Origin of the sequence: Novosphingobium rosa NBRC 15208, assembly GCF_001598555.1 — a bacterium.
Lineage (GTDB): Bacteria > Pseudomonadota > Alphaproteobacteria > Sphingomonadales > Sphingomonadaceae > Novosphingobium > Novosphingobium rosa.
Genome location: NZ_BCZE01000039.1, coordinates 1 through 17781, shown reverse-complemented (window position 1 = coordinate 17781; position 17781 = coordinate 1). Strand labels below are relative to the sequence as shown.

The following is a 17781-nucleotide window of genomic DNA, read 5'->3' as shown; positions in this document are numbered from 1 at the left end:
GATAGAAAGATGCGAGGGCCATCGCCCTCGCGCTCCCTTTACGTCTCCCGGCGAGAGGACAGCGATGTCTGAAGCCTTGCGCCAGCATCGCCGCGCCGCAGGCTTTGATCCTTGCCTGCGGCGCGGCAAACCGGACGCAAGGCCGAACCCCTGGCGCAAGGCGGACATTAAAGGGAGCGCGAGGGCGATGGCCCTCGCTTTTCCCCTTCCCGAAACCCAAAAGAAAACCCCGCCAGCCAACCGGCCAGCGGGGTGTTCTTCCAACCAGAGCGGCGGGATCAGTCGATAGCGACAGTCACCGCGCGGCGGTTGCGGGCATAGGCTTCCTCGGTCGACGCGGTGTCGATCGGGCGTTCCTTGCCGTAGGAGATCGTCGTCAGGCGCGAGGCATCGACGCCCAGCGAGACGAGGTAGTTCTTCGCGGCGGTGGCGCGGCGCTCGCCCAGGGCGAGGTTGTATTCGCGGGTGCCGCGCTCGTCGCAGTGGCCCTCGATGGTGGCCTTCTTCGACGGATAGCGCATCAGCCACTGGGCCTGAGCCTGCAGGGCGGGCGTCTCGCCGGGATCGACGCTGTACTTGTCGAGCGCGAAGTGGATGGTGTCCTTGCCCATCATCTGCGCCACGAAGTCAGCCGCGCTGCCGGGGACGGGGCCCTGGTTGGTGGGCGGGGGCGGCGTGGCCTGCGAGACGGCGGGGGCCGGCTCGGGCGGCAGGGTCTTGGGCGGCTTGTGGCCGCAGGCGGCCAGCGCCAGACCCAGGGTCAAGACCATCGCGCCGGGGACCATTCCCTTGGCAGCGGTAGGGAGCTTGGAGAACATATGAGACTCCTCTGCTTGGAAGACGGGAAGGCCGATTCCTTCCCGGGAAGTTGGGGGAAACTTACTGGCGAATGGGGCCCCAGCTGGGGTCCGACCCGTCGACGGGCGTGGGCAGGCGGCGCTCATGGCTGCCGGTCAGATCGACCTGCCACAGCGAAGAACGCCCGGCGGCGCCGCGCTCTGAACGGAAGAACTGGATGATGCGGCCGTTGGGCGCCCAGGTGGGCGCTTCATCCTGCCAGCCGTGAGTCAGCGTGCGCGCGCCCGAACCGTTGGGATCGGTGACCGCAATGCCGAAACCGCCCCCGCCGATGCGGGTGAAGGCGATCTGATCGCCGCGCGGGCTCCACTCGGGAGTGGCCGCCTTGCCGCCGAAGAAGCTGATGCGATGCTGGTTGCTGCCATCGGCGTTCATCACATAGATCTGCTGGCTGCCGCCGCGATCGCTTTCGAAGACGATGCGGTTGCCGTCGGGCGAGTAGCTGCCGCCGACATTGATGCCGGGCGTGTCGGTCAGCTTCTGGCTGGAGCCGCCCGAAGCCGAGATGCGATAGATGTTGGTGTTGCCCGCCACCGCCATCGAATAGAGAATCCATTTGCCATCGGGCGACCAGCGCGGAGCGAAGGTGGGATTGCCGGTCTCCGCCACCAGCCGCTGGCTGGAGGAGGCGATGTCATAGATGTAGATGCGGGGCCGTCCGTTGAGATAGGACAGGTAGAGGATCTTCTTGTAATCGGGCGAGAAACGCGGCGTCAGCGCCATCGCCTGGCCCGTGGTGATGAAGCGGTGGTTGGCGCCATCGCTGTCCATGATCGCCAGCCGCTTCATGCGGTGGTCCTTGGGGCCGGTCTCGGCGATATAGGCGATGCGGCTGTCGAAGAAGGGGCTCTCGCCCGAGAGGCGCGAATAGATCACGTCCGAGCATTTGTGCGCCGCGCGGCGCCAGTCGCCCGCCGTGAAGGTCCAGGCCGCCTTGGTCAGCTGCTGCTGCAGCCGCACATCATAGAGGTAGCAGGAGACCATCAGCGAGCCGTCGCTCCCCGCGCGCACACTGCCATGCACCAGCATTTCGGCCCCACGCGAACTCCAGCCGGGGAAGTCGGGCTGGGTCACATCGCCCATGCCGATGGCCGGCAGCTTGGCCGGGCCGATGGGCTTGAACAGGCCATTGTTCTTGAGATCCGCCGTGATCACGTCCGCAATGGCGCGACCCAGGGCAGCGGTGCCGCCCGCGCTGGCCTGCGTGGGCACATCGGCGGGGGTGGCGAAGCTGGGAATGTCGATGCCCAGATCGACCCAGGCCGAATCGTCGGACACCGAACCGGTCAGGCCGCCCGTATCGGCGGGCTTCTGCTGGATCTGCGGCGGCGGCAGGATCGAGGCCGGAGCAATCTGCTGCGCGTCTGCCGCGGCGCCAACCAGCACCGCGCTCATGCCTGCGGCCATCAACAGGGCCTTCATCGAAGTCTTCATTGTGCCAGATTCCTGTCGAAGCGGAAGGATGCCACATGCTTCCATGCATCATAATACTCCGGCGGCAAAGCAAAGGGTGCAGCCAGTTTCACCGCACGAACGGCATTTTCCGCATGGATATGGGCCTGAGTCTTGTTGCTGTCGGTGATGCCGGTCTGGCTCACCACCCGCACCGGCCCGGCCAGCGAGCCGTCCCGGTTGAGATCGAAGGAGAGGATCGTCACCAGCTCGTCGGTATCGACGCCCTGAGGCACGCGCCAATTGGGCTTGAGCGCGCGCGAGATCGCGCTGGCCAAACCGGCCCGCACACCCGGCCCGATGTTGGCCGCCGGCGGGGTCTGCGCCTTGCCATTGCCCTGCGGCGCGAGGCCCTTCAGGAAGTCCGCGCCAAGGCGGCTGCCGCCTGCTGGCTTCTCGCTGGGCTTGGCATCCTTGCTACCCTTGGTGTTGGCCTTGCCCTCACGCGCAGCGATGGCGCGGCCCACCGGATCGTCCTGCGGCTTGGCCTTGCTGGGCGCCTGCTTGACCGGCTCGGGCTTGTGCGGCGCGGGCTTGGGCTGGGGTTTATGGGGCTCGGGCTTGGGCACCGGCTTGGGTTCGGGCTTCGGCTGCGGCTTCACCGGCTCGGGCCGGGGCTGAGGCTTCGGCTCGGGCCTGGGTTCCGGTTTGGGAACCGGCACCGGCTTCACCGGCTCAGGCGCGGGCTGGACCGGCGCGGCCTGCTCCTCGGGCTGGGCCTGCCCCAGCGTGGGCGCCACATCGGCGGCGGCCTGCTCATGGCTGGGCGCCTCCGATTGAAGACCAACGTTATCGCTCAGCGTCACCGTCATGCGCGGGGGCGGCGGCGGCACCTTGCCGTGCCACGACATCGCCAGCACCCACACAAGCGCGACATGGCCGACCAGCGCGACCGCCAGCCCCCCCATCTCGCTCTTGCGCATCTTCGTTGCCATCGGCCGTCAGTTCCCGCGCTTGGCAGGCGCGCCGGGATCGCCCGCCGACACCGTCACCAGCGAGATCGAGGTGACCCCGGCATGGTTCAGATCGCCCATCAGGCCGATCACCCGGCCATAATCGAGCCCCTTGTCGGCGCGCAGCACCACCAGCGGCTCCTTGCCGTCAGCGTCCTTGGGCAGATTGGCCAGACGGTCCGACAGTTCGCCCGGCGACACCTCCGCGTCATCGATGAACACGGTGCCCTCACGGTCCATGCTGATCGTCACCTGCTTGGGCGTCTGGTCAAGCGGCTTGGCGTGGCTGTCCGGCAGCTGGATCGGGATGCCCGCCTTGAGCAAGGGCGCGGTGACCATGAAAATGATCAGCAGCACCAGCATCACGTCCACCAGCGGCGTGACGTTGATCTCCGCCATCGGCGAACGATTGCCGCGACCACGACGCCCGCCGCGCGAGAATTTGTGGATGCCCATCGCCATGGTTCAGGCTCCCAGGAAGGAAGGGATGACGCAGGGGGCCATTGCCCCCTGCACCCCCGTTACGTCTTCCGACGCAAGGGTACGGGTGGCCGAAAGGCTGCGTACAACCTCCCTGTCCCGCAGGGAATGATTGCCTCCGGCGGTGGGACGTTGGCGCTCCGTTCGGATGCCACTGTCCATGCGTCGGGAGACGTAATGGGAGTTTGAGGGCGTAACGCCCTCAAGCCTTCTCTTTTTCTGAACTGCCTGAATCACAGCTGATCCAGTTCCCGGCTCAGGCTCCCATGGAAGCGGTCGGCGAAACGCTGCAGCTTCGATTCAAACCCGTTCACCTTATGCGAAAAGCGGTTGTAGGCGATCACCGCCGGAATGGCCGCGAACAGCCCCACCGCCGTGGCGAACAGCGCTTCCGAAATGCCCGGAGCCACCACCGCCAATGATGAATTCTGCTGCTGGCCGATCTGGAAGAAGCTGTTCATGATGCCCCACACCGTGCCGAACAGGCCGACGAAGGGCGCCACCGAACCGACGGTGGCCAGGAAGTTCAGACGGTCGGCCAGATCCTCGCTCTCGGCGGCGACGACGCTGTCCATCGCGCTGGCCAGACGACCGCGCGCGGCCTCGCGGTCCACCTTGCCGGTGACCGAGCGGCGCCATTCGGAAAGCGCGGCGGCCACCACCTTGGCGGCGGGCAGATCTGCCTTCTGGCCCTGCGCGCCCTTCTGGAAAGCTTCCAGATCGCGGGCTTTCCAGAATTCGGCCTCGTAAGCCTCGGTCTTGCGCTTGAGGGTGGCGACGCGCATCGAGAAGGTGATGATGATCGTCCAGACCCACAGGCTGGCCAGAGCCAGCGCGCCCAGCACGCCCTTCACCACCGGGTCGGCGTCCATGAACAGACGCACGGGGTCCAGATGGTCGGGGGCGCCATCAAGACCGGCGGCGCCCAGCGCGAGCAACGTCATCACACTCATTGTTCAAGCCTCATCCTTGATGCCCGACGGCGGAACGCGCCCCGCCAGAAAGTCCTCGAAAGCGGCACGCCATGCCGCCGGTTGACGCCGTGGCCGCCCCTGGGGGCTGACGAATCCCACCCGCAGTTGCGCCGAGGCCAGTAGATCACCATTTCTGAACGCTGACTGACACATGCGACAGGAAGCCGCGCCCAGATCCTCCACGCGGGTCTCGATCAGCACATCGTCGTCGAGCCGCGCGGGGCGGGCATAGCGGATGGCGATCTCGGTGACGGCATAGGCGCCCTCGCCCGTTTCCACCGCCGCGCGCTGGTCAATGCCGAGCAGGCGCAGCAGGTCCGAGCGGGCACGTTCGAACCAGCGCAGGTAGTTGGCGTGATAGACCACGCCCGACAGGTCCGTATCCTCATAATAGGCGCGCACGGCGAAATAATGCGCGCCCTTGCTCACCAGTCCGCTGGACGGTTGAGGGAGGGTGGCCGGAAAGACAGGGGGGGCTGCCTGAAGCGTCATCCTTCGGGCTCTAGCCCGGCGCGGGGCGGCAGGGCAAGGCCGAGCCGCACCCTCGGTTCATTTACCTTAATTTTACCGCGATTTTTAGCGTTTGGAGGCCGTTTCAGGCCAGCATCGGCCCCAAAGGCGCGCCACCAAAGAGGTGAACATGCAGATGCGGCACTTCCTGCCCACCATCCGGGCCGATGTTGGCGAGCAGCCGATAGCCCGGCTCTACCAGATCGAACTGGCGCGCCACCGTGCCCACCGCGCGGATGAAACCGGCGATCAAAGCGTCAGGGGCATGAGCGGAAAAATCGTCCCAGCTGACATAGGGGCCCTTGGGGATGACCAGCACATGGATCGGCGCCTTGGGGGCGATATCATGGAAGGCCAGCGCGACATCGTCTTCGTAGACCTTCTTGCAGGGGATCTCCCCGCGCAGGATTTTCGCGAAGATGTTGGCCTCGTCATAGGGCAGCCTTGCGTCGATGGGCATGCTTGGGCTCCTTATTGGGTGCGGGCGGCTTTTTCCGGCCCGCCGCCTCTGGCGGCTTTTTCCTGAAGCCCGCCGATGCCTTCGCGCTGGTCCAGCACGGCGCAGACATCGGCCAGACCCAGCCCGCGTGCCTGAAGCAGCACGATCAGGTGGAAGATCAGATCGGCGGCCTCTCCGGTGAGCGCGGCGTCATCTTCGGCCAGAGCGGCGATGACGGTTTCCACGCCCTCCTCGCCCAGCTTCTGCGCGATCTTCTTCAGCCCCTTGGCGTTGAGCTTCGCGACATAACTGGTCTCGGGATCGGCGCTGCGGCGCGCGGCGATGGTCGCCTCAAGGCGTTCCAGCGTGGCGCCGATGTCAGGTGTCTGTTCCATGGGCCCTGCGATGCGTTGATGGCGCGCTCAGGTCAAGCCCGCGCGGGCAGACCGGCGGCGCGAAGAGCCTCATGCGCCTCGGCAATGGTGTGCTTGCCGAAGTGGAAGATGCTGGCCGCCAGCACCGCGCTGGCATGGCCCTGCGTGACGCCCGCCACCAGATGATCCAGATTGCCCACGCCCCCGCTGGCGATCACCGGCACGCTGACGGCATCGGCGATGGTGCGGGTCAGCGCCAGATCGTAGCCGTTCTGCGTGCCGTCGCCATCCATGCTGGTGACGAGCAGTTCGCCCGCGCCCAGTTCGGCCAGCTTGATGGCATGTTCCAGAGCATCGATGCCGGTGGCCTTGCGGCCGCCATGGGTGAAGATTTCCCAGCGGCCCGGTTCGACCTGACGCGCATCGACAGAGGCCACAATGCACTGGCTGCCGAACTTCTCGGCAATATCGCTGACGACCTCGGGCCGGCTGACGGCGGCGGAGTTCACCGCCACCTTGTCCGCCCCCGCCAGCAGCAGGGCGCGCGCATCCTCGGCGCTGCGCACGCCGCCGCCGACCGTCAGCGGCATGAAGCACACCTCCGCCGTGCGGCGCACCACGTCGAGCAGCGTACCGCGCCCCTCATGGCTGGCGCTGATGTCGAGGAAGCAGAGTTCGTCCGCGCCCGCCGCGTCATAGGCGCGGGCCTGCTCCACCGGATCGCCCGCATCGATGAGATCGACGAAGTTCACGCCCTTCACCACGCGGCCATCGCGGACATCAAGGCAGGGAATGACACGGATGCGAACGGACATGCGGTTTTCCAAAGTTAGAAGGGATGAAGCAGGGGGTGTTACACCCCCTGCACCCCCGTTACGTCTTCCGGCGAAAGGGCGGTTTAGCCACAGCCTCTCGCATAAACTCCCTGCCGCGCAGCGGCCTTAAAGCCTGCGGCGCTGCAAGGTTGCCCTGCGGCTGAACCCGATGCGCAACGCAGACACTAAAGGGAGCGCGAGGGTGATGGCCCTCGCATCTATCCCTTCTTCAACCTTCCTTCTGCGCCATCGCGATCGCCGCCGCCAGATCCAGCCGCCCCTCGAACAGAGCGCGACCGGTAATCACCCCCTCGATCCCCTCATGCGCGTGGAGCGAGAGCATGCGAATATCATCCAGCCCCTTCACCCCGCCGCTGGCGATCACGGGAATGTCCACGCGGCGCGCCAGATCGACGGTCGCCTCGATGTTGGCGCCCTTCAGCAGCCCATCGCGGCCGATGTCGGTGAACAACAGGCTGGCGACGCCCGCGTCCTCGAAACGGCGGGCGAGGTCCACCACGGACACGTCCGAGACTTCCGCCCAGCCCTCGGTGGCCACGAAGCCGTCGCGGGCGTCCACCGCCACCACGATGCCGCCGGGGAACTCCTTGGCCATGTCCTTGACGAACTGCGGATCCTTCAGCGCGGCGGTGCCCATCACCACGCGGGAAACGCCCAGATCGAACCAGCCCGCCACCGCCTCACGCGTGCGGATGCCGCCGCCCAGCTGCACATGGCCCTCGAAGCTCTGGAGGATGCCTTCCACGGCCTCGCGGTTCTCGGCGCGGCCCGCGAAGGAGCCGTCGAGGTCCACCACATGGAGGAACTGGCTTCCGGCCTTGGCGAAAATCTGTGCTTGGGCGGCAGGGTTGTCGCCATAAACGGTCGCGCGGTTCATATCGCCCTCGGCCAGGCGGACGACCTGGCCGGCTTTCAGGTCGATGGCGGGGAAAACGATCATTGGTTTCTAGGCCCTATCAAGAAAAGAATTATCGAAGGGACGCCCGCGCCCCTTCACCCCATTACGTCTTCCGGCGAGAGGGCGGCAGCGCCCGATCCCTCGCGTTCAAACTCCCCGCCGCGCAGCGGCCCTAAAGCCTGCGGCGCTGCAATCTTTGCGCGGGGCCGAACCCGAGGCGCAACGTAGACATTAAAGGGAGCGCGAGGGCGATGGCCCTCGCATCTATCCCTTTTCTTACCCCTGCCAGTCCAGAAACCGCGTCAACAGATCCAGCCCGAACTTCTGGCTCTTTTCCGGGTGAAACTGCGCGCCCACGATGTTGTCGCGACCGACAGCGGCCACCACGGGCACCCCATGCGCGGTGCGGGCCAGCACATGGGCCTCATCCTCGGGCACGAAGTGATAGGAATGGAGGAAATAGCCCTCGCCGCCCGCCACCAGAGGCGCGCCCGGTGCCACGATCACATCGTTCCAGCCCATATGGGGAATCTTGATCGAAGCATCGGCGGGCTCCAGCAGGCGAACCTCTCCGGGAATCCAGCCGAGCCCCTGCGTGATGCCATGCTCCACGCCGCGCGTGGCCAGCAGCTGCATGCCGACGCAAATGCCGAGGAAGGGCACTTTATCGGTCAGCACGCGGGCTTCCATCGCCTGAACCAGACCGTCGATGGCGTTCAGGCCCTCGGCGCAGGCCTTGAAGCTGCCCACGCCGGGCAGCACCACGCGGTCGGCCTTGGCCACCACGTCTGGATCGGCGGTAATGGCCACGTCCGTCGCGCCCGCCGCTTTCAGAGCATTGGCCACCGAATGGAGGTTGCCCGCGCCATAATCGATCAGCGCCAGCGTCATGCCGTCACGTCGCTCACGAAATCGGGCGAGAGGAAGGCCACGTTCATCTCGATCACTTCGACCGTGGCGACCTTGCCCTTGATGTAGGGATCGGTGGCGGCCAGCGCCTCGATCACCGCGCGGTCATCGCCCTTGGCGAACACAACCCCGCCCTGACCGGAGGCCTGACGGCCCCAGCCGATGAAATGCCCGGCCTCATGCTGCTCTTTCAGGAAGTCCAGATGCGCGGGGCGCAGGGCGGCGACATCCTCGGGCGATGCGGTGTAGGTCAGAACGCAGATGAACATTCAAGCCTCCAGAGATCCATCGCCCAGCAGCCCCTTGGTGCTGGGCACGGCGCCGCCCTTGCGGGGGTCCAGCTCCACCGCCTGACGCAGCGCGCGGGCCAGGCCCTTGAACAGGCCCTCGATGATGTGGTGGTTGTTCTGGCCATAGAGCAGCTCGCAATGCAGCGTGATGCCCGCGGCCTGAGCGAAGGAGTGGAACCAGTGCTCGAACAGCTCGGTGTCCATCTCGCCAAGGCGGGTCTGGGTGAAGGCGGCCTTCCACACCAGCCAGGGGCGGCCGGAAATGTCCAGCGCCACACGGGCCAGCGCCTCGTCCATCGGCGAATAGACCTGGCCATAGCGCGCGATGCCCGCCTTGTCGGCCAGCGCCTTGCTCACGGCCTGGCCGATGGCGATGGCGCAATCTTCCGTGGTGTGGTGCTGGTCCACATGCAGGTCGCCCTTGATCTTCACCGTCATGTCGATCAGCGAATGGCGCGAGAGCTGCTCGACCATATGATCGAGGAAACCAATCCCGGTCGAGACATCGAACTGCCCCGTACCGTCGAGGTTAATCTCGACGAAAATGTCGGTTTCATGGGTCTTGCGGGCGATGGTGGCGGTGCGCATGGCGCCCCCTATACGCGCGAGCGCCGCAATGTCCAGAAAGTCCGCAGGGGCAAAAACGGAGATTTGGGTCGGAACATACTGGGTAGCCGCGCGTTTCCAATTGCCGCGTCATCGCAAGAGGCGTAATCTGTCCGCCGGACGTCAAGACCCCCCTTGACCCGATCCGCCCCACAGGCCAACGAAAGCGCATGACCGACCATACCCCCGACAGCCTGATCCCCTATGACGAGATCGTGCAGGAGGCGCTGCGTGCCGTCGTTGGCCGCGTGCTGGGCCAGGTGGCAGACAGCGGCGGCTATCTGCCGGGCAGCCACCATTTCTACATCACCTTCAAGACGGGCGCGCCCGGGGTGGACATTCCCCAGCACCTGCACGCCCGCTTCCCCGATGAGATGACCATCGTCCTCCAGAACAAGTTCTGGGATCTGACGGTGGCGCATGACCATTTCTCGGTGGGCCTCAGCTTCAACCAGATCCCCTCCAAGCTGACGATTCCCTTCGCGGCGATCACGGCTTTCGTTGATCCGGCGGTGGATTTCGGCCTGCAGTTCCAGGCCAGCGTGCCCGATCTCGACCCCGAGCCGCATGATGAGGCGGAGAATGATTCGCCCGATGGCGCGCCCGTCGCCACCAGCGAGGATGGATCAAACGTCGTCACCGTGGATTTCGGTCGCAAGAAGTAAGGATCTTGCACCGATGCCCAAGCTGCCCTCTTTGTCGAAATTCCCGCTTTCAAAGCTGCCTTTGGCCGTCCTCCCCACGGCAGCTGCGGCGCTGACCGGAAACCCGATCGCCACCCGCGCCGCCGACCAGCTGCGCAAGGGCCATCGCCGCATCGCCGGCGAGGCGATCGAGGCGGTTTTGCTGGAAACGCAGATCGGCAAAAAGGGCGGCCTTTCCCTGCCGCGCAAGCTGGTGGGCGCCGCGCTGACGCGCATCGCCACCCGCTCGGTGCCCGGCGCCATCGTGGTGGGCGGCGCCCTGCTGGCCAAGCACCTCTACGACAAGAAGAAAGAGCATGAGGCCGAAGCGGCGGCCAAAATGCGCGAAAAAGAGTTCGACAGCGCCCTGCTTTCGCCCCTGCCGGTGAAAAAAGCGGATTGATCGCCCGGGCTTTTGCCCTCTTGATCCGCGCGCGCGGCTTTGCCATCAGCATGCATGGCCGAAACACATCCCCACACCGGCGACCGCCTGCACCGGCGCGGTCTGATGTTCATCCTCTCCAGCCCCTCGGGCGCGGGCAAGACCAGCATCGCGCGCGCCATCCTTGAGAGCGACGACGAAATCAGCCCCTCCATCTCCGCCACCACCCGCGCGCCCCGCCCCGGCGAGGTGGACGGCAAGGATTACTACTTCGTCTCCCAGCCCGAATTCGACCGCATGGCGGAAGAAAACGAGTTCTACGAATGGGCGCATGTCTTCGGGAAGAGCTACGGCACCCCCAAGGCCGCCATCCGCGAGGCGCTGAAACAGGGCCGCGATTTCCTTTTCGACATCGACTGGCAGGGCACGCAGCAGCTCTCGCAAAAGGCCGGCACCGATGTGGTGCGCGTCTTCATCCTGCCGCCCAGCCTCGACGAGTTGCAGCGCCGCCTTGTCGGTCGCGGGACGGACAGCGAGAAGGTCATCGCCAGCCGCATGGCGCGGGCGCGGGCGGAGATCTCGCACTGGGATTCCTACGACTACGTGGTCGTGAACGAGGATTTCGACGCCTGTCTGCAGGAAGTGCGCCAGATCCTGTGCGCGGAACGCCTGAAGCGCGTGCGCCAGACGGGGCTGATTCCCTTCGTGCGGGAGTTGTTGAAGGAAGAAGACGAGGAATAAAAAGAAGATGCGAGGGGGTTACCCCCTCGCGCTCCCATAACGTCTTCCGGCTCGTGGGCAGTGGCGCCCGATCCTTGCGTCCCGGCTCTCCACCTGCGCAGCCTGGGGCGCCGCAGGCTTTCACATCCCTGATCCGGCGCTGACCTCATTGCTTCCTGCCTGCGGCGCGGCAAACTGCGCACAAGGCCGAACCGGCACGCAACGCTGACAGTTAAAGGGAGCGCGAGGGCGATGGCCCTCGCATTTTTCTCTTTCCCTTCTGCCTCTTCTCCTTCTTGAACACACCTCGCAAAGCGCCCTCTTCCCGCGCGGCGCATCTGTCGCTAAAGCCTGCCAATGCAGACCCAGCCGACCTCCTCCTCCAACATCCCCCTGTCCCTTTTCGCCGGAGCCCTGCTCTACGGCGGCCTTTGCGTGCTGGCAGGGGTGCTTGGCACCAAGATCGCCAGCCTTGGCCACTGGCCGGTGCTGGGCGATCTGGCGGTGGAGTCCGGGATTTTCGCCTTCCTGCTACTGGTCGTGCTGGGCTCGGCCACGGCCGAGCTGCACGGCCCCCAAACCGCCAACCGACTGGTGCGCTTCGGCTTCGTGCCGCTGATCGTGTCCATGATCCTGCTGGTGACGGTGATCAACGTCGTGCCGCCCGCGCCCTTCTGGCACGATCAGGACGCCTTTGCCCGCCTGCTGGGCCAGGGCGCGCGGATGCAGCTGGCCGGGCTGGTTTCCTACGGCACCTCGCAGACGCTGAACGTCGCGGTGTTCTCGCGACTGGCGGCGGGCGGGCGCACCTCGCAGCTGCTGTGGCTGCGGGCGTGGATCGCCTCGATGCTCAGCCAGGTGGTCGATACGGTGATCTTCATCACCATCAGCTTCTACGGCGTGCTGGACAGCGCCACGGGCCATCCCCTGCCGCTGGGCGCGCTGATGACCGGGCAGATCATCTCCAAGCTGACGCTCTCCACCATCATGGTGCCGCCGCTCATCTATGTCTTCGTCGCACTGGGCCGCTGGCTGGACCGCCGCTGAGCCCTCACGGTCTTCCTTTCGTCACGAATTCACATTAAGGCCCCGCCCCATGTCTGATGCACCCGCCACCCCGCTGTCGCTCGATACACTGCTGGCCAAGGCCGAAACGCTGATCGAGGCGCTGCCTTACCTCAAGCGTTACGAAGGCCGCACCTTCGTGGTGAAATACGGCGGCCACGCCATGGGCGACCCGGCGCTGGCGCAGGACTTCGCCGAGGACATCGTGCTGCTCAAGGCCGTGGGCATCAACCCGGTGGTCGTCCATGGCGGCGGCCCGCAGATCGGGCGGATGCTCAAGGCACTCGGCATCGAATCGCAATTCGTCAACGGCCTGCGCGTGACCGACAAGGCCACCGCCGAAGTGGCCGAAATGGTCCTCTCCGGCGCGATCAACAAGGAGCTGGTCAGCTGGATCGGCAAGGCGGGCGGCAAGGCCGTCGGCATTTCCGGCAAGGACGGCGCCATGGTCACCGCGCGCAAGGTCATCGCCCAGAAGAAGGGCAAGGTCATCGAAGACCCCGAGGGCGGCGAGGCGCTGGTGGTGGACCTCGGCTTCGTGGGTGAGCCCGAGACGATCGACACCTCGGTGCTTGAAACCCTTTCGGGCGCGGGGCTGATCCCGGTGATCGCCCCCATCGCCGTGGGCCACGATGGCGAGACCTACAACATCAATGCCGACACCATGGCCGGCAGCATCGCCGCCGCCATCGGCGCCGCGCGCCTGTTCCTGCTGACCGACGTGCCCGGCGTGCTGGACAAGGACAAGAACCTCCTCACCGACCTGACCCCCAGCGACATCCTCGCGCTGGAGCAGGACGGCACCATCAGCGGCGGCATGATCCCCAAGCTGCAGACCTGCACCCTGGCCGTGGAAGCGGGCTGCGAGGCGGCTGTCGTGCTGGATGGCCGCGTGCCGCATGCGATGCTGCTGGAGTTCTTCACCTCGCGCGGGGCGGGGACTTTGATTCGCAAGGCCTAAGGGCTTTAGAAGAAAAAGGTTAGATGCGAGGGTGTTACACCCTCGCGCTCCCATGTTTTGTCAGCCTTGGCGCTTCGGGTTCAGCCGCAGAGCAACATCGCGGCGCCGCAGGCGAGACATTCCCTGCCCCCATCATTCTACCATTCAATGCCTGCGGCGCCCTGGCTGGCGCAGGTAGAGAGGCTGCGCGCACCGATACGGCACCACTGCCCTATCGCCGGAAGACGTTATGGGAGCGCGAGGGTCCGGAGCATCTCTCTTGAGAGATGCGACCATCAAAGAATCCGCCCTCGCATTTCGTTCACTTTCCTCCCTTATCCTTCTCCCTGTCCCACTCACCTAAACCACTTCCCCTTTCCCGTCCCCTCGGCTAATCATCGCGGGCTTACCACGGCACAGGATCCCCCATGTTGCTTACCCTGCTCGATATCATCGCTTATGTTCTGGATCTGATGAGCACCCTGCTGATCGTCTATCTGGTGCTGGGCCTGCTGATCAGCTTCAACGTGGTGAACCTTCACAACCAGCTGGTGGCGGCAGTGTGGCGCGGCCTGTCCGCGTTGTTCGAGCCCTTGCTGGCCCCCATCCGCCGCGTGCTGCCCGATACGCGCCCGCTGGACCTTTCGCCCATGGCGCTGATCGTGCTGATCAACATCGCGGGCATCGTGCTGAGCCACACGTCGCGCGCCATCCAGTGAGGGGCTCTGCGCTCCGGCTGTCAGCCGCTTTCGCCATCACGGCGCTGCTGGCGGCCCCGCTGGTCGCCAGACCCAAACCGAAGGGCCCGCAGCCGGTCTCCGCGCTGGGCGGCTATGCGCAGGTGAGCGAGATCGTCGCGTCCGCCATCGCCTGGAACCGCCGCGCGGCGGACAAGGGCTGGGCCGAGGGTACGCACACTTATGCCGCGCCCGATGGCCAGATCCTGATCGGCACCGCCACCCCACGCGCCCAGGGCTTTATCAAGAGCAAGGGCGCTGAGCCGCCCGCCAGCTTCGCCCCTGCCGCCCATCGCCGCACGCATCACGTCTGGATGAGCTGCGACGGCTCCATCGCCGCCGAGGAAGGCCTGTTCGAGAACGGCGCGACCCATGGCTGGTATCTCACCCTGTGGCAGCGCCAGCCCAAGAAGGGCGACTACAAATGGGTGCTGGACCAGAGCGCCCCTGACGCCGCCGCGCCCGATTTCGACTTCATCGAGGGCAAGGTCGCCGATTGCGTGCCCCGCGCACGCGGTCAGGCCCCCGCGCCCGAAGTGACCGTCGGGCCGAACCTCACGCCGGACGGGAGCGCCACCGGCCCGGTCGAGGTCAAGCCCATTGCGCCCGGCAGCCGCCCCGTCCACGTCGATGTGAAGGGCGAAACCAACCATATGCCCGACTATCTGATCGGCCTCGCGAAGGACCGGACGCTCAGCTGGGCCACCAAATTCGATCCCGACGGCACGCGCCATCTGACGATCCACCTGCTGCTCGACGGCAAGCGCACCGAAGTGCTGAACCGCACCGTTGCGCCGGGGGCCGCAAACGGGCAGTAACGCCCGCATGCTCGACCTGTTCATCTCCACCTTCGCCACGCTTTTCGTGGTGATCGACCCCGTGGGCTGCGCGCCCATCTTCGCAGGGCTGACCGCCGGCTACACCCCGGCCCACGCCCGCGCCACAGCCCTGCGCGCCAGCCTGATCGCCACGGTGATCCTCATCGTCTTCGCCCTGTTCGGCAAGGCGCTGCTGGCGGCGCTGCACATCGAACTCAACGCCTTCCGCATCGCGGGCGGGCTGATGCTGTTCCTTATCGCGCTGGAAATGGTCTTCGAAAAGCGCACCCAGCGCCGCGAGGAACGCGTCGAGAAGGTGAAACACACACCCGAACCCCACGAGGACATCTCCGTCTTCCCCATGGCCATGCCGATGCTGGCGGGTCCGGGCTCCATCGCCACGGTCATGCTGATGATGGGCCACGCCACGGACCGCGCCAGCTCGCTGGTGGTGCTGGCGGCGCTGGGCAGCGTGCTGGTGCTGTCCTTGCTGGCGCTGCTGGCCGCGCATCCGCTGATGAACCTGCTGGGCAGCCGCGTGGAGGCCGTGGTGACGCGCGTTCTCGGGGTGCTGCTGGGCGCTCTGGCGGTGCAGTATGTGATCGATGGGGTGCGTGGGGCGATTTTGGGGGTTTAAGAAGGAAGATGCGAGGGCCATCGCCCTCGCGCTCCCTTTAGTTGTCGGCGTAGGCGCTTTGGGTTCAGCCTTGCGCATGGTTTGCCGCGCCGCAGGCAATCATCTTGGATTGCGCAAGATTGCCAGCGGAGCGCCACCATCTTTTCTGCCTGCGGCGCCATGAAGGCGTGCCCCGCAGATAGGTTGTGCGCAACGCGGACATGAAAGGGAGCGCGAGGGCGATGGCCCTCGCATTGTCCTTTTTAATCCCTACTGCAACGTCGCCCGATGATCGTCCCCATCGCGGCGCCCATAGAACTGCATCAACTGCACCAGCAAAGCGCACCGCTCGGGCACATCCGAAGCCTCCAGCAGCGCCTGCTTGGACGCCGCATCAAAGGGCGCGATCTGCGCCACGCCATTGATCAGCGACGTATCGTCCAGCCGCGAGACCTGCTCCCAATCCACGCGATAGCCATGGACGCGAGCGAAATCGCGAGCCTCGCGCTCGAACAGCGCGCGTTCCACCGGGGCAAGTGCGCGGCAGTCCTCTTCCTCGATCAGCTCGGCCTCGATCTGGCGGAAGGGGGTCTTCACTTCCAGTTCGTGCAGCAGGCGGAAGCGTGAGACGCCTTCGAGGACGATGTTGAAGCGCCCGCCTTCCAGCGTTTCCACGTCACCGATATGGCCCACGCAGCCCATCCCGAACAGGGGAGGATGGGTCCGCGATGGGGGAGCATCCTCGCGCGGCTGGATCATGCCGATGCGGCGATCACGGGCGAGGCAATCGCTGACCAGCGCGCAATAGCGCGGCTCGAAGATGTGGAGCGGCAGGGTGAGGCCGGGATAGAGGATCGCCCCGGCCAGAGGAAAGATGGAAAGCCTCGCCATCGCCCCTGCCGGATCAGCCGAACAGCACGGTCGAGAGGCGGCGGCGGGTGGCCGAGACCCATGGATCTTCCAGCCCGATCGCCTCGAAGATCTGGAGCAGCTTGGCGCGGGCGGCGCCATCGTTCCAGCCGCGATCGGCGGCGATCATGGCCAGCAACGTATCGGCGGCGGCATCGCGCTGACCCGCGGCGAAGGCGCCATTGGCATAGGCGAGCGCGGCCTCGGGCTCGGCGGGGTCGGCCTCATGGACGGCGCGCAGGGCTGCGAGTTCACCGTCCTCGGGCTTGTCCCTGGCCAGCGTCAGGGCGGCGCGGGCACGTTCGATGGCGGGATCCTTGTCGGCGCCTTCGGGCAGCTGTTCGAGAACGCCCTCGGCCTCCTCGATCTGGCCCATGGCGATCAGCGAGCGGATCAGGCCCGCATGAGCCGAAGCGCTGTCGGGCGCCACTTCCAGAATCTGGATGAAGATCGAACCGGCACGCTCGGCATCGCCCTCTTCCAGCGCTTCCTCACCAAGGGCGAGCAGCGGGGCGATATCGGGGGCGGCTTCTCCGCCCGGCTGGATCGGCAATTGCGCCAGCAGCTTGTCGAGCAAGGCCTTCACCTGCGATTCGGTGCGGGCCTGGGTCAGGTCGGCCACCGGCTGCCCCTGGAACATGGCATAGACGGTGGGGATCGACTGGATGCGGAACTGATCTGCGATGAAGCGTTCCTCATCGACATTGACCTTGGCCAGAATCACACCCTTGTCGGCGTATTCGGCGGCGACCTTTTCCAGCACCGGCGTCAGCTGCTTGCAGGGGCCGCACCATTCGGCCCAGAAATCCAGAATGACCAGATTGGTCATCGAGGGTTCGACAATGGCGTTGCGGAAGCGTTCGACCGCCTTGGTTTCCTCGATGTTCAGGCCCAGACTTGCCACATGCTGCTCCATATTCCTGCCGGGCGGGGATTTTTCCCGCGCGCCCTGTCTTGATGTCTCGCGCCCTTATGCCGGGCTTTGGGCGAAGATGGGAAGTGAATTAACGCGCGCAAGGGGTATGGGCTGCGCAAGCGAGATGTGCACAGGCTTTCCACAGGCGCGGATATTTTCCTGTAATTTTTCTCTTGCCGAGTCAGACCATGCCGGTTAGAGGGCCGCCTCACCCCGCGACGGTGTCTTGAAAAACACAGTCGCTGAAACGTTCGAGCGGGCGTAGCTCAGGGGTAGAGCACAACCTTGCCAAGGTTGGGGTCGAGGGTTCGAATCCCTTCGCCCGCTCCAGTTTCACCCGATGGTGCATCCGCATCATCAAAGCCCGAGCGGGCGTAGCTCAGGGGTAGAGCACAACCTTGCCAAGGTTGGGGTCG

Annotated in this window: 23 protein-coding genes and 1 tRNA gene; 9 read left to right on the top strand and 15 right to left on the bottom strand. The window is 65.7% G+C overall.

The annotated features are described in order from the left end of the window. Positions 1-278 precede the first annotated feature (278 nt). The 13 genes from pal to hisB all read right to left on the bottom strand — a co-directional run bounded on the left by pal (position 279) and on the right by hisB (position 9561). Complete coding sequence (gene pal / locus SR3_RS15555; protein WP_407668165.1) at positions 279-818, bottom strand: peptidoglycan-associated lipoprotein Pal; 540 nt, start codon at positions 816-818, stop codon at positions 279-281. A gap of 61 nt (positions 819-879) precedes the next feature. Continuing rightward, complete coding sequence (tolB, locus tag SR3_RS15550) at positions 880-2280, bottom strand: Tol-Pal system beta propeller repeat protein TolB (RefSeq protein WP_084455622.1); 1401 nt, start codon at positions 2278-2280, stop codon at positions 880-882. A gap of 8 nt (positions 2281-2288) precedes the next feature. After that, positions 2289-3245, bottom strand: a complete 957-nt coding sequence (locus SR3_RS15545; protein ID WP_068087945.1) for an energy transducer TonB — start codon at positions 3243-3245, stop codon at positions 2289-2291. Between the two features lie 6 nt (positions 3246-3251). Continuing rightward, the gene (locus SR3_RS15540) at positions 3252-3725 is read right to left on the bottom strand and encodes an ExbD/TolR family protein (protein ID WP_068087942.1); all 474 of its coding nucleotides are present in this window, start codon (positions 3723-3725) and stop codon (positions 3252-3254) included. A gap of 251 nt (positions 3726-3976) precedes the next feature. Next, complete coding sequence (tolQ, locus tag SR3_RS15535; protein WP_068087939.1) at positions 3977-4687, bottom strand: protein TolQ; 711 nt, start codon at positions 4685-4687, stop codon at positions 3977-3979. Between the two features lie 12 nt (positions 4688-4699). Beyond that, on the bottom strand, positions 4700-5209 hold the full coding sequence (locus tag SR3_RS15530; protein WP_068087937.1) for a YbgC/FadM family acyl-CoA thioesterase: 510 nt from the start codon (positions 5207-5209) through the stop codon (positions 4700-4702). A 103-nt stretch (positions 5210-5312) separates the two neighbouring features. Continuing rightward, positions 5313-5687, bottom strand: coding sequence for a histidine triad nucleotide-binding protein (locus SR3_RS15525; RefSeq protein WP_068087935.1), 375 nt, complete (start codon positions 5685-5687; stop codon positions 5313-5315). A gap of 11 nt (positions 5688-5698) precedes the next feature. Beyond that, entirely contained in the window at positions 5699-6061 is a 363-nt protein-coding gene (locus tag SR3_RS15520; RefSeq protein ID WP_068087930.1) for a phosphoribosyl-ATP diphosphatase, read from the bottom strand. A 32-nt stretch (positions 6062-6093) separates the two neighbouring features. After that, positions 6094-6855: an imidazole glycerol phosphate synthase subunit HisF gene (gene hisF / locus SR3_RS15515; protein WP_068087928.1), complete on the bottom strand. Its 762-nt coding sequence runs from the start codon at positions 6853-6855 to the stop codon at positions 6094-6096. A 229-nt stretch (positions 6856-7084) separates the two neighbouring features. Beyond that, positions 7085-7816, bottom strand: coding sequence for a 1-(5-phosphoribosyl)-5-[(5-phosphoribosylamino)methylideneamino]imidazole-4-carboxamide isomerase (gene hisA, locus SR3_RS15510; RefSeq protein WP_068087926.1), 732 nt, complete (start codon positions 7814-7816; stop codon positions 7085-7087). 234 nt (positions 7817-8050) lie between these two features. Next, positions 8051-8665, bottom strand: coding sequence for an imidazole glycerol phosphate synthase subunit HisH (gene hisH / locus SR3_RS15505; protein WP_068087922.1), 615 nt, complete (start codon positions 8663-8665; stop codon positions 8051-8053). Beyond that, complete coding sequence (locus tag SR3_RS15500; RefSeq protein WP_068087917.1) at positions 8662-8952, bottom strand: YciI family protein; 291 nt, start codon at positions 8950-8952, stop codon at positions 8662-8664. Before SR3_RS15500 ends, hisH begins: the two co-directional genes overlap by 4 nt. Continuing rightward, complete coding sequence (gene hisB, locus SR3_RS15495) at positions 8953-9561, bottom strand: imidazoleglycerol-phosphate dehydratase HisB (protein ID WP_068087915.1); 609 nt, start codon at positions 9559-9561, stop codon at positions 8953-8955. A 188-nt stretch (positions 9562-9749) separates the two neighbouring features. Between hisB and SR3_RS15490 the strand changes: the two genes are divergently transcribed. The 8 genes from SR3_RS15490 (at position 9750) to SR3_RS15455 (ending at position 15561) form a co-directional block, all read left to right on the top strand. Continuing rightward, positions 9750-10244: an SspB family protein gene (locus SR3_RS15490; protein ID WP_068087912.1), complete on the top strand. Its 495-nt coding sequence runs from the start codon at positions 9750-9752 to the stop codon at positions 10242-10244. 13 nt (positions 10245-10257) lie between these two features. Then, the gene (locus SR3_RS15485; protein ID WP_068087909.1) at positions 10258-10665 is read left to right on the top strand and encodes a hypothetical protein; all 408 of its coding nucleotides are present in this window, start codon (positions 10258-10260) and stop codon (positions 10663-10665) included. Between the two features lie 54 nt (positions 10666-10719). Beyond that, entirely contained in the window at positions 10720-11385 is a 666-nt protein-coding gene (gmk, locus tag SR3_RS15480; protein ID WP_068087908.1) for a guanylate kinase, read from the top strand. 336 nt (positions 11386-11721) lie between these two features. Further along, positions 11722-12411, top strand: coding sequence for a queuosine precursor transporter (locus SR3_RS15475; RefSeq protein WP_068087907.1), 690 nt, complete (start codon positions 11722-11724; stop codon positions 12409-12411). 49 nt (positions 12412-12460) lie between these two features. After that, positions 12461-13390, top strand: coding sequence for an acetylglutamate kinase (gene argB, locus SR3_RS15470; RefSeq protein ID WP_068087905.1), 930 nt, complete (start codon positions 12461-12463; stop codon positions 13388-13390). Positions 13391-13797: 407 nt separating this feature from the next. After that, entirely contained in the window at positions 13798-14088 is a 291-nt protein-coding gene (locus SR3_RS15465; protein ID WP_068087903.1) for a YggT family protein, read from the top strand. After that, positions 14085-14924 (top strand): hypothetical protein, encoded by an 840-nt coding sequence (locus SR3_RS15460; RefSeq protein ID WP_068087898.1) that lies wholly within the window; start codon positions 14085-14087, stop codon positions 14922-14924. The genes SR3_RS15465 and SR3_RS15460 overlap by 4 nt, the downstream gene beginning before the upstream one ends. A 7-nt stretch (positions 14925-14931) precedes the next feature. Continuing rightward, positions 14932-15561 (top strand): MarC family protein, encoded by a 630-nt coding sequence (locus SR3_RS15455; RefSeq protein WP_068087895.1) that lies wholly within the window; start codon positions 14932-14934, stop codon positions 15559-15561. Between the two features lie 249 nt (positions 15562-15810). Here SR3_RS15455 and SR3_RS15450 read toward each other — a convergent pair whose 3' ends face one another. Further along, positions 15811-16431 (bottom strand): LON peptidase substrate-binding domain-containing protein, encoded by a 621-nt coding sequence (locus SR3_RS15450; protein WP_068087892.1) that lies wholly within the window; start codon positions 16429-16431, stop codon positions 15811-15813. Positions 16432-16444: 13 nt separating this feature from the next. After that, positions 16445-17344, bottom strand: a complete 900-nt coding sequence (locus SR3_RS15445) for a tetratricopeptide repeat protein (RefSeq protein WP_068088079.1) — start codon at positions 17342-17344, stop codon at positions 16445-16447. Between the two features lie 276 nt (positions 17345-17620). Here SR3_RS15445 and SR3_RS15440 point away from each other — a divergent pair. After that, positions 17621-17695 (top strand) — tRNA-Gly (locus tag SR3_RS15440). Positions 17696-17781: the final 86 nt, after the last annotated feature.

Coding starts and splice junctions, on each gene's coding strand:
- hisH (WP_068087922.1), bottom strand. CDS start 8,665: ATGACGCTGGCGCTGATCGATTATGGCGCGGGCAACCTCCATTCGGTG.
- hisB (WP_068087915.1), bottom strand. CDS start 9,561: ATGCGCACCGCCACCATCGCCCGCAAGACCCATGAAACCGACATTTTC.
- pal (WP_407668165.1), bottom strand. CDS start 818: ATGTTCTCCAAGCTCCCTACCGCTGCCAAGGGAATGGTCCCCGGCGCG.
- SR3_RS15530 (WP_068087937.1), bottom strand. CDS start 5,209: ATGACGCTTCAGGCAGCCCCCCCTGTCTTTCCGGCCACCCTCCCTCAA.
- gmk (WP_068087908.1), top strand. CDS start 10,720: ATGGCCGAAACACATCCCCACACCGGCGACCGCCTGCACCGGCGCGGT.
- SR3_RS15525 (WP_068087935.1), bottom strand. CDS start 5,687: ATGCCCATCGACGCAAGGCTGCCCTATGACGAGGCCAACATCTTCGCG.
- hisF (WP_068087928.1), bottom strand. CDS start 6,855: ATGTCCGTTCGCATCCGTGTCATTCCCTGCCTTGATGTCCGCGATGGC.
- SR3_RS15545 (WP_068087945.1), bottom strand. CDS start 3,245: ATGGCAACGAAGATGCGCAAGAGCGAGATGGGGGGGCTGGCGGTCGCG.
- tolB (WP_084455622.1), bottom strand. CDS start 2,280: ATGAAGGCCCTGTTGATGGCCGCAGGCATGAGCGCGGTGCTGGTTGGC.
- argB (WP_068087905.1), top strand. CDS start 12,461: ATGTCTGATGCACCCGCCACCCCGCTGTCGCTCGATACACTGCTGGCC.
- SR3_RS15450 (WP_068087892.1), bottom strand. CDS start 16,431: ATGGCGAGGCTTTCCATCTTTCCTCTGGCCGGGGCGATCCTCTATCCC.
- SR3_RS15520 (WP_068087930.1), bottom strand. CDS start 6,061: ATGGAACAGACACCTGACATCGGCGCCACGCTGGAACGCCTTGAGGCG.
- hisA (WP_068087926.1), bottom strand. CDS start 7,816: ATGATCGTTTTCCCCGCCATCGACCTGAAAGCCGGCCAGGTCGTCCGC.
- SR3_RS15485 (WP_068087909.1), top strand. CDS start 10,258: ATGCCCAAGCTGCCCTCTTTGTCGAAATTCCCGCTTTCAAAGCTGCCT.
- SR3_RS15490 (WP_068087912.1), top strand. CDS start 9,750: ATGACCGACCATACCCCCGACAGCCTGATCCCCTATGACGAGATCGTG.
- SR3_RS15455 (WP_068087895.1), top strand. CDS start 14,932: ATGCTCGACCTGTTCATCTCCACCTTCGCCACGCTTTTCGTGGTGATC.
- tolQ (WP_068087939.1), bottom strand. CDS start 4,687: ATGACGTTGCTCGCGCTGGGCGCCGCCGGTCTTGATGGCGCCCCCGAC.
- SR3_RS15465 (WP_068087903.1), top strand. CDS start 13,798: ATGTTGCTTACCCTGCTCGATATCATCGCTTATGTTCTGGATCTGATG.
- SR3_RS15500 (WP_068087917.1), bottom strand. CDS start 8,952: ATGTTCATCTGCGTTCTGACCTACACCGCATCGCCCGAGGATGTCGCC.
- SR3_RS15475 (WP_068087907.1), top strand. CDS start 11,722: ATGCAGACCCAGCCGACCTCCTCCTCCAACATCCCCCTGTCCCTTTTC.
- SR3_RS15540 (WP_068087942.1), bottom strand. CDS start 3,725: ATGGCGATGGGCATCCACAAATTCTCGCGCGGCGGGCGTCGTGGTCGC.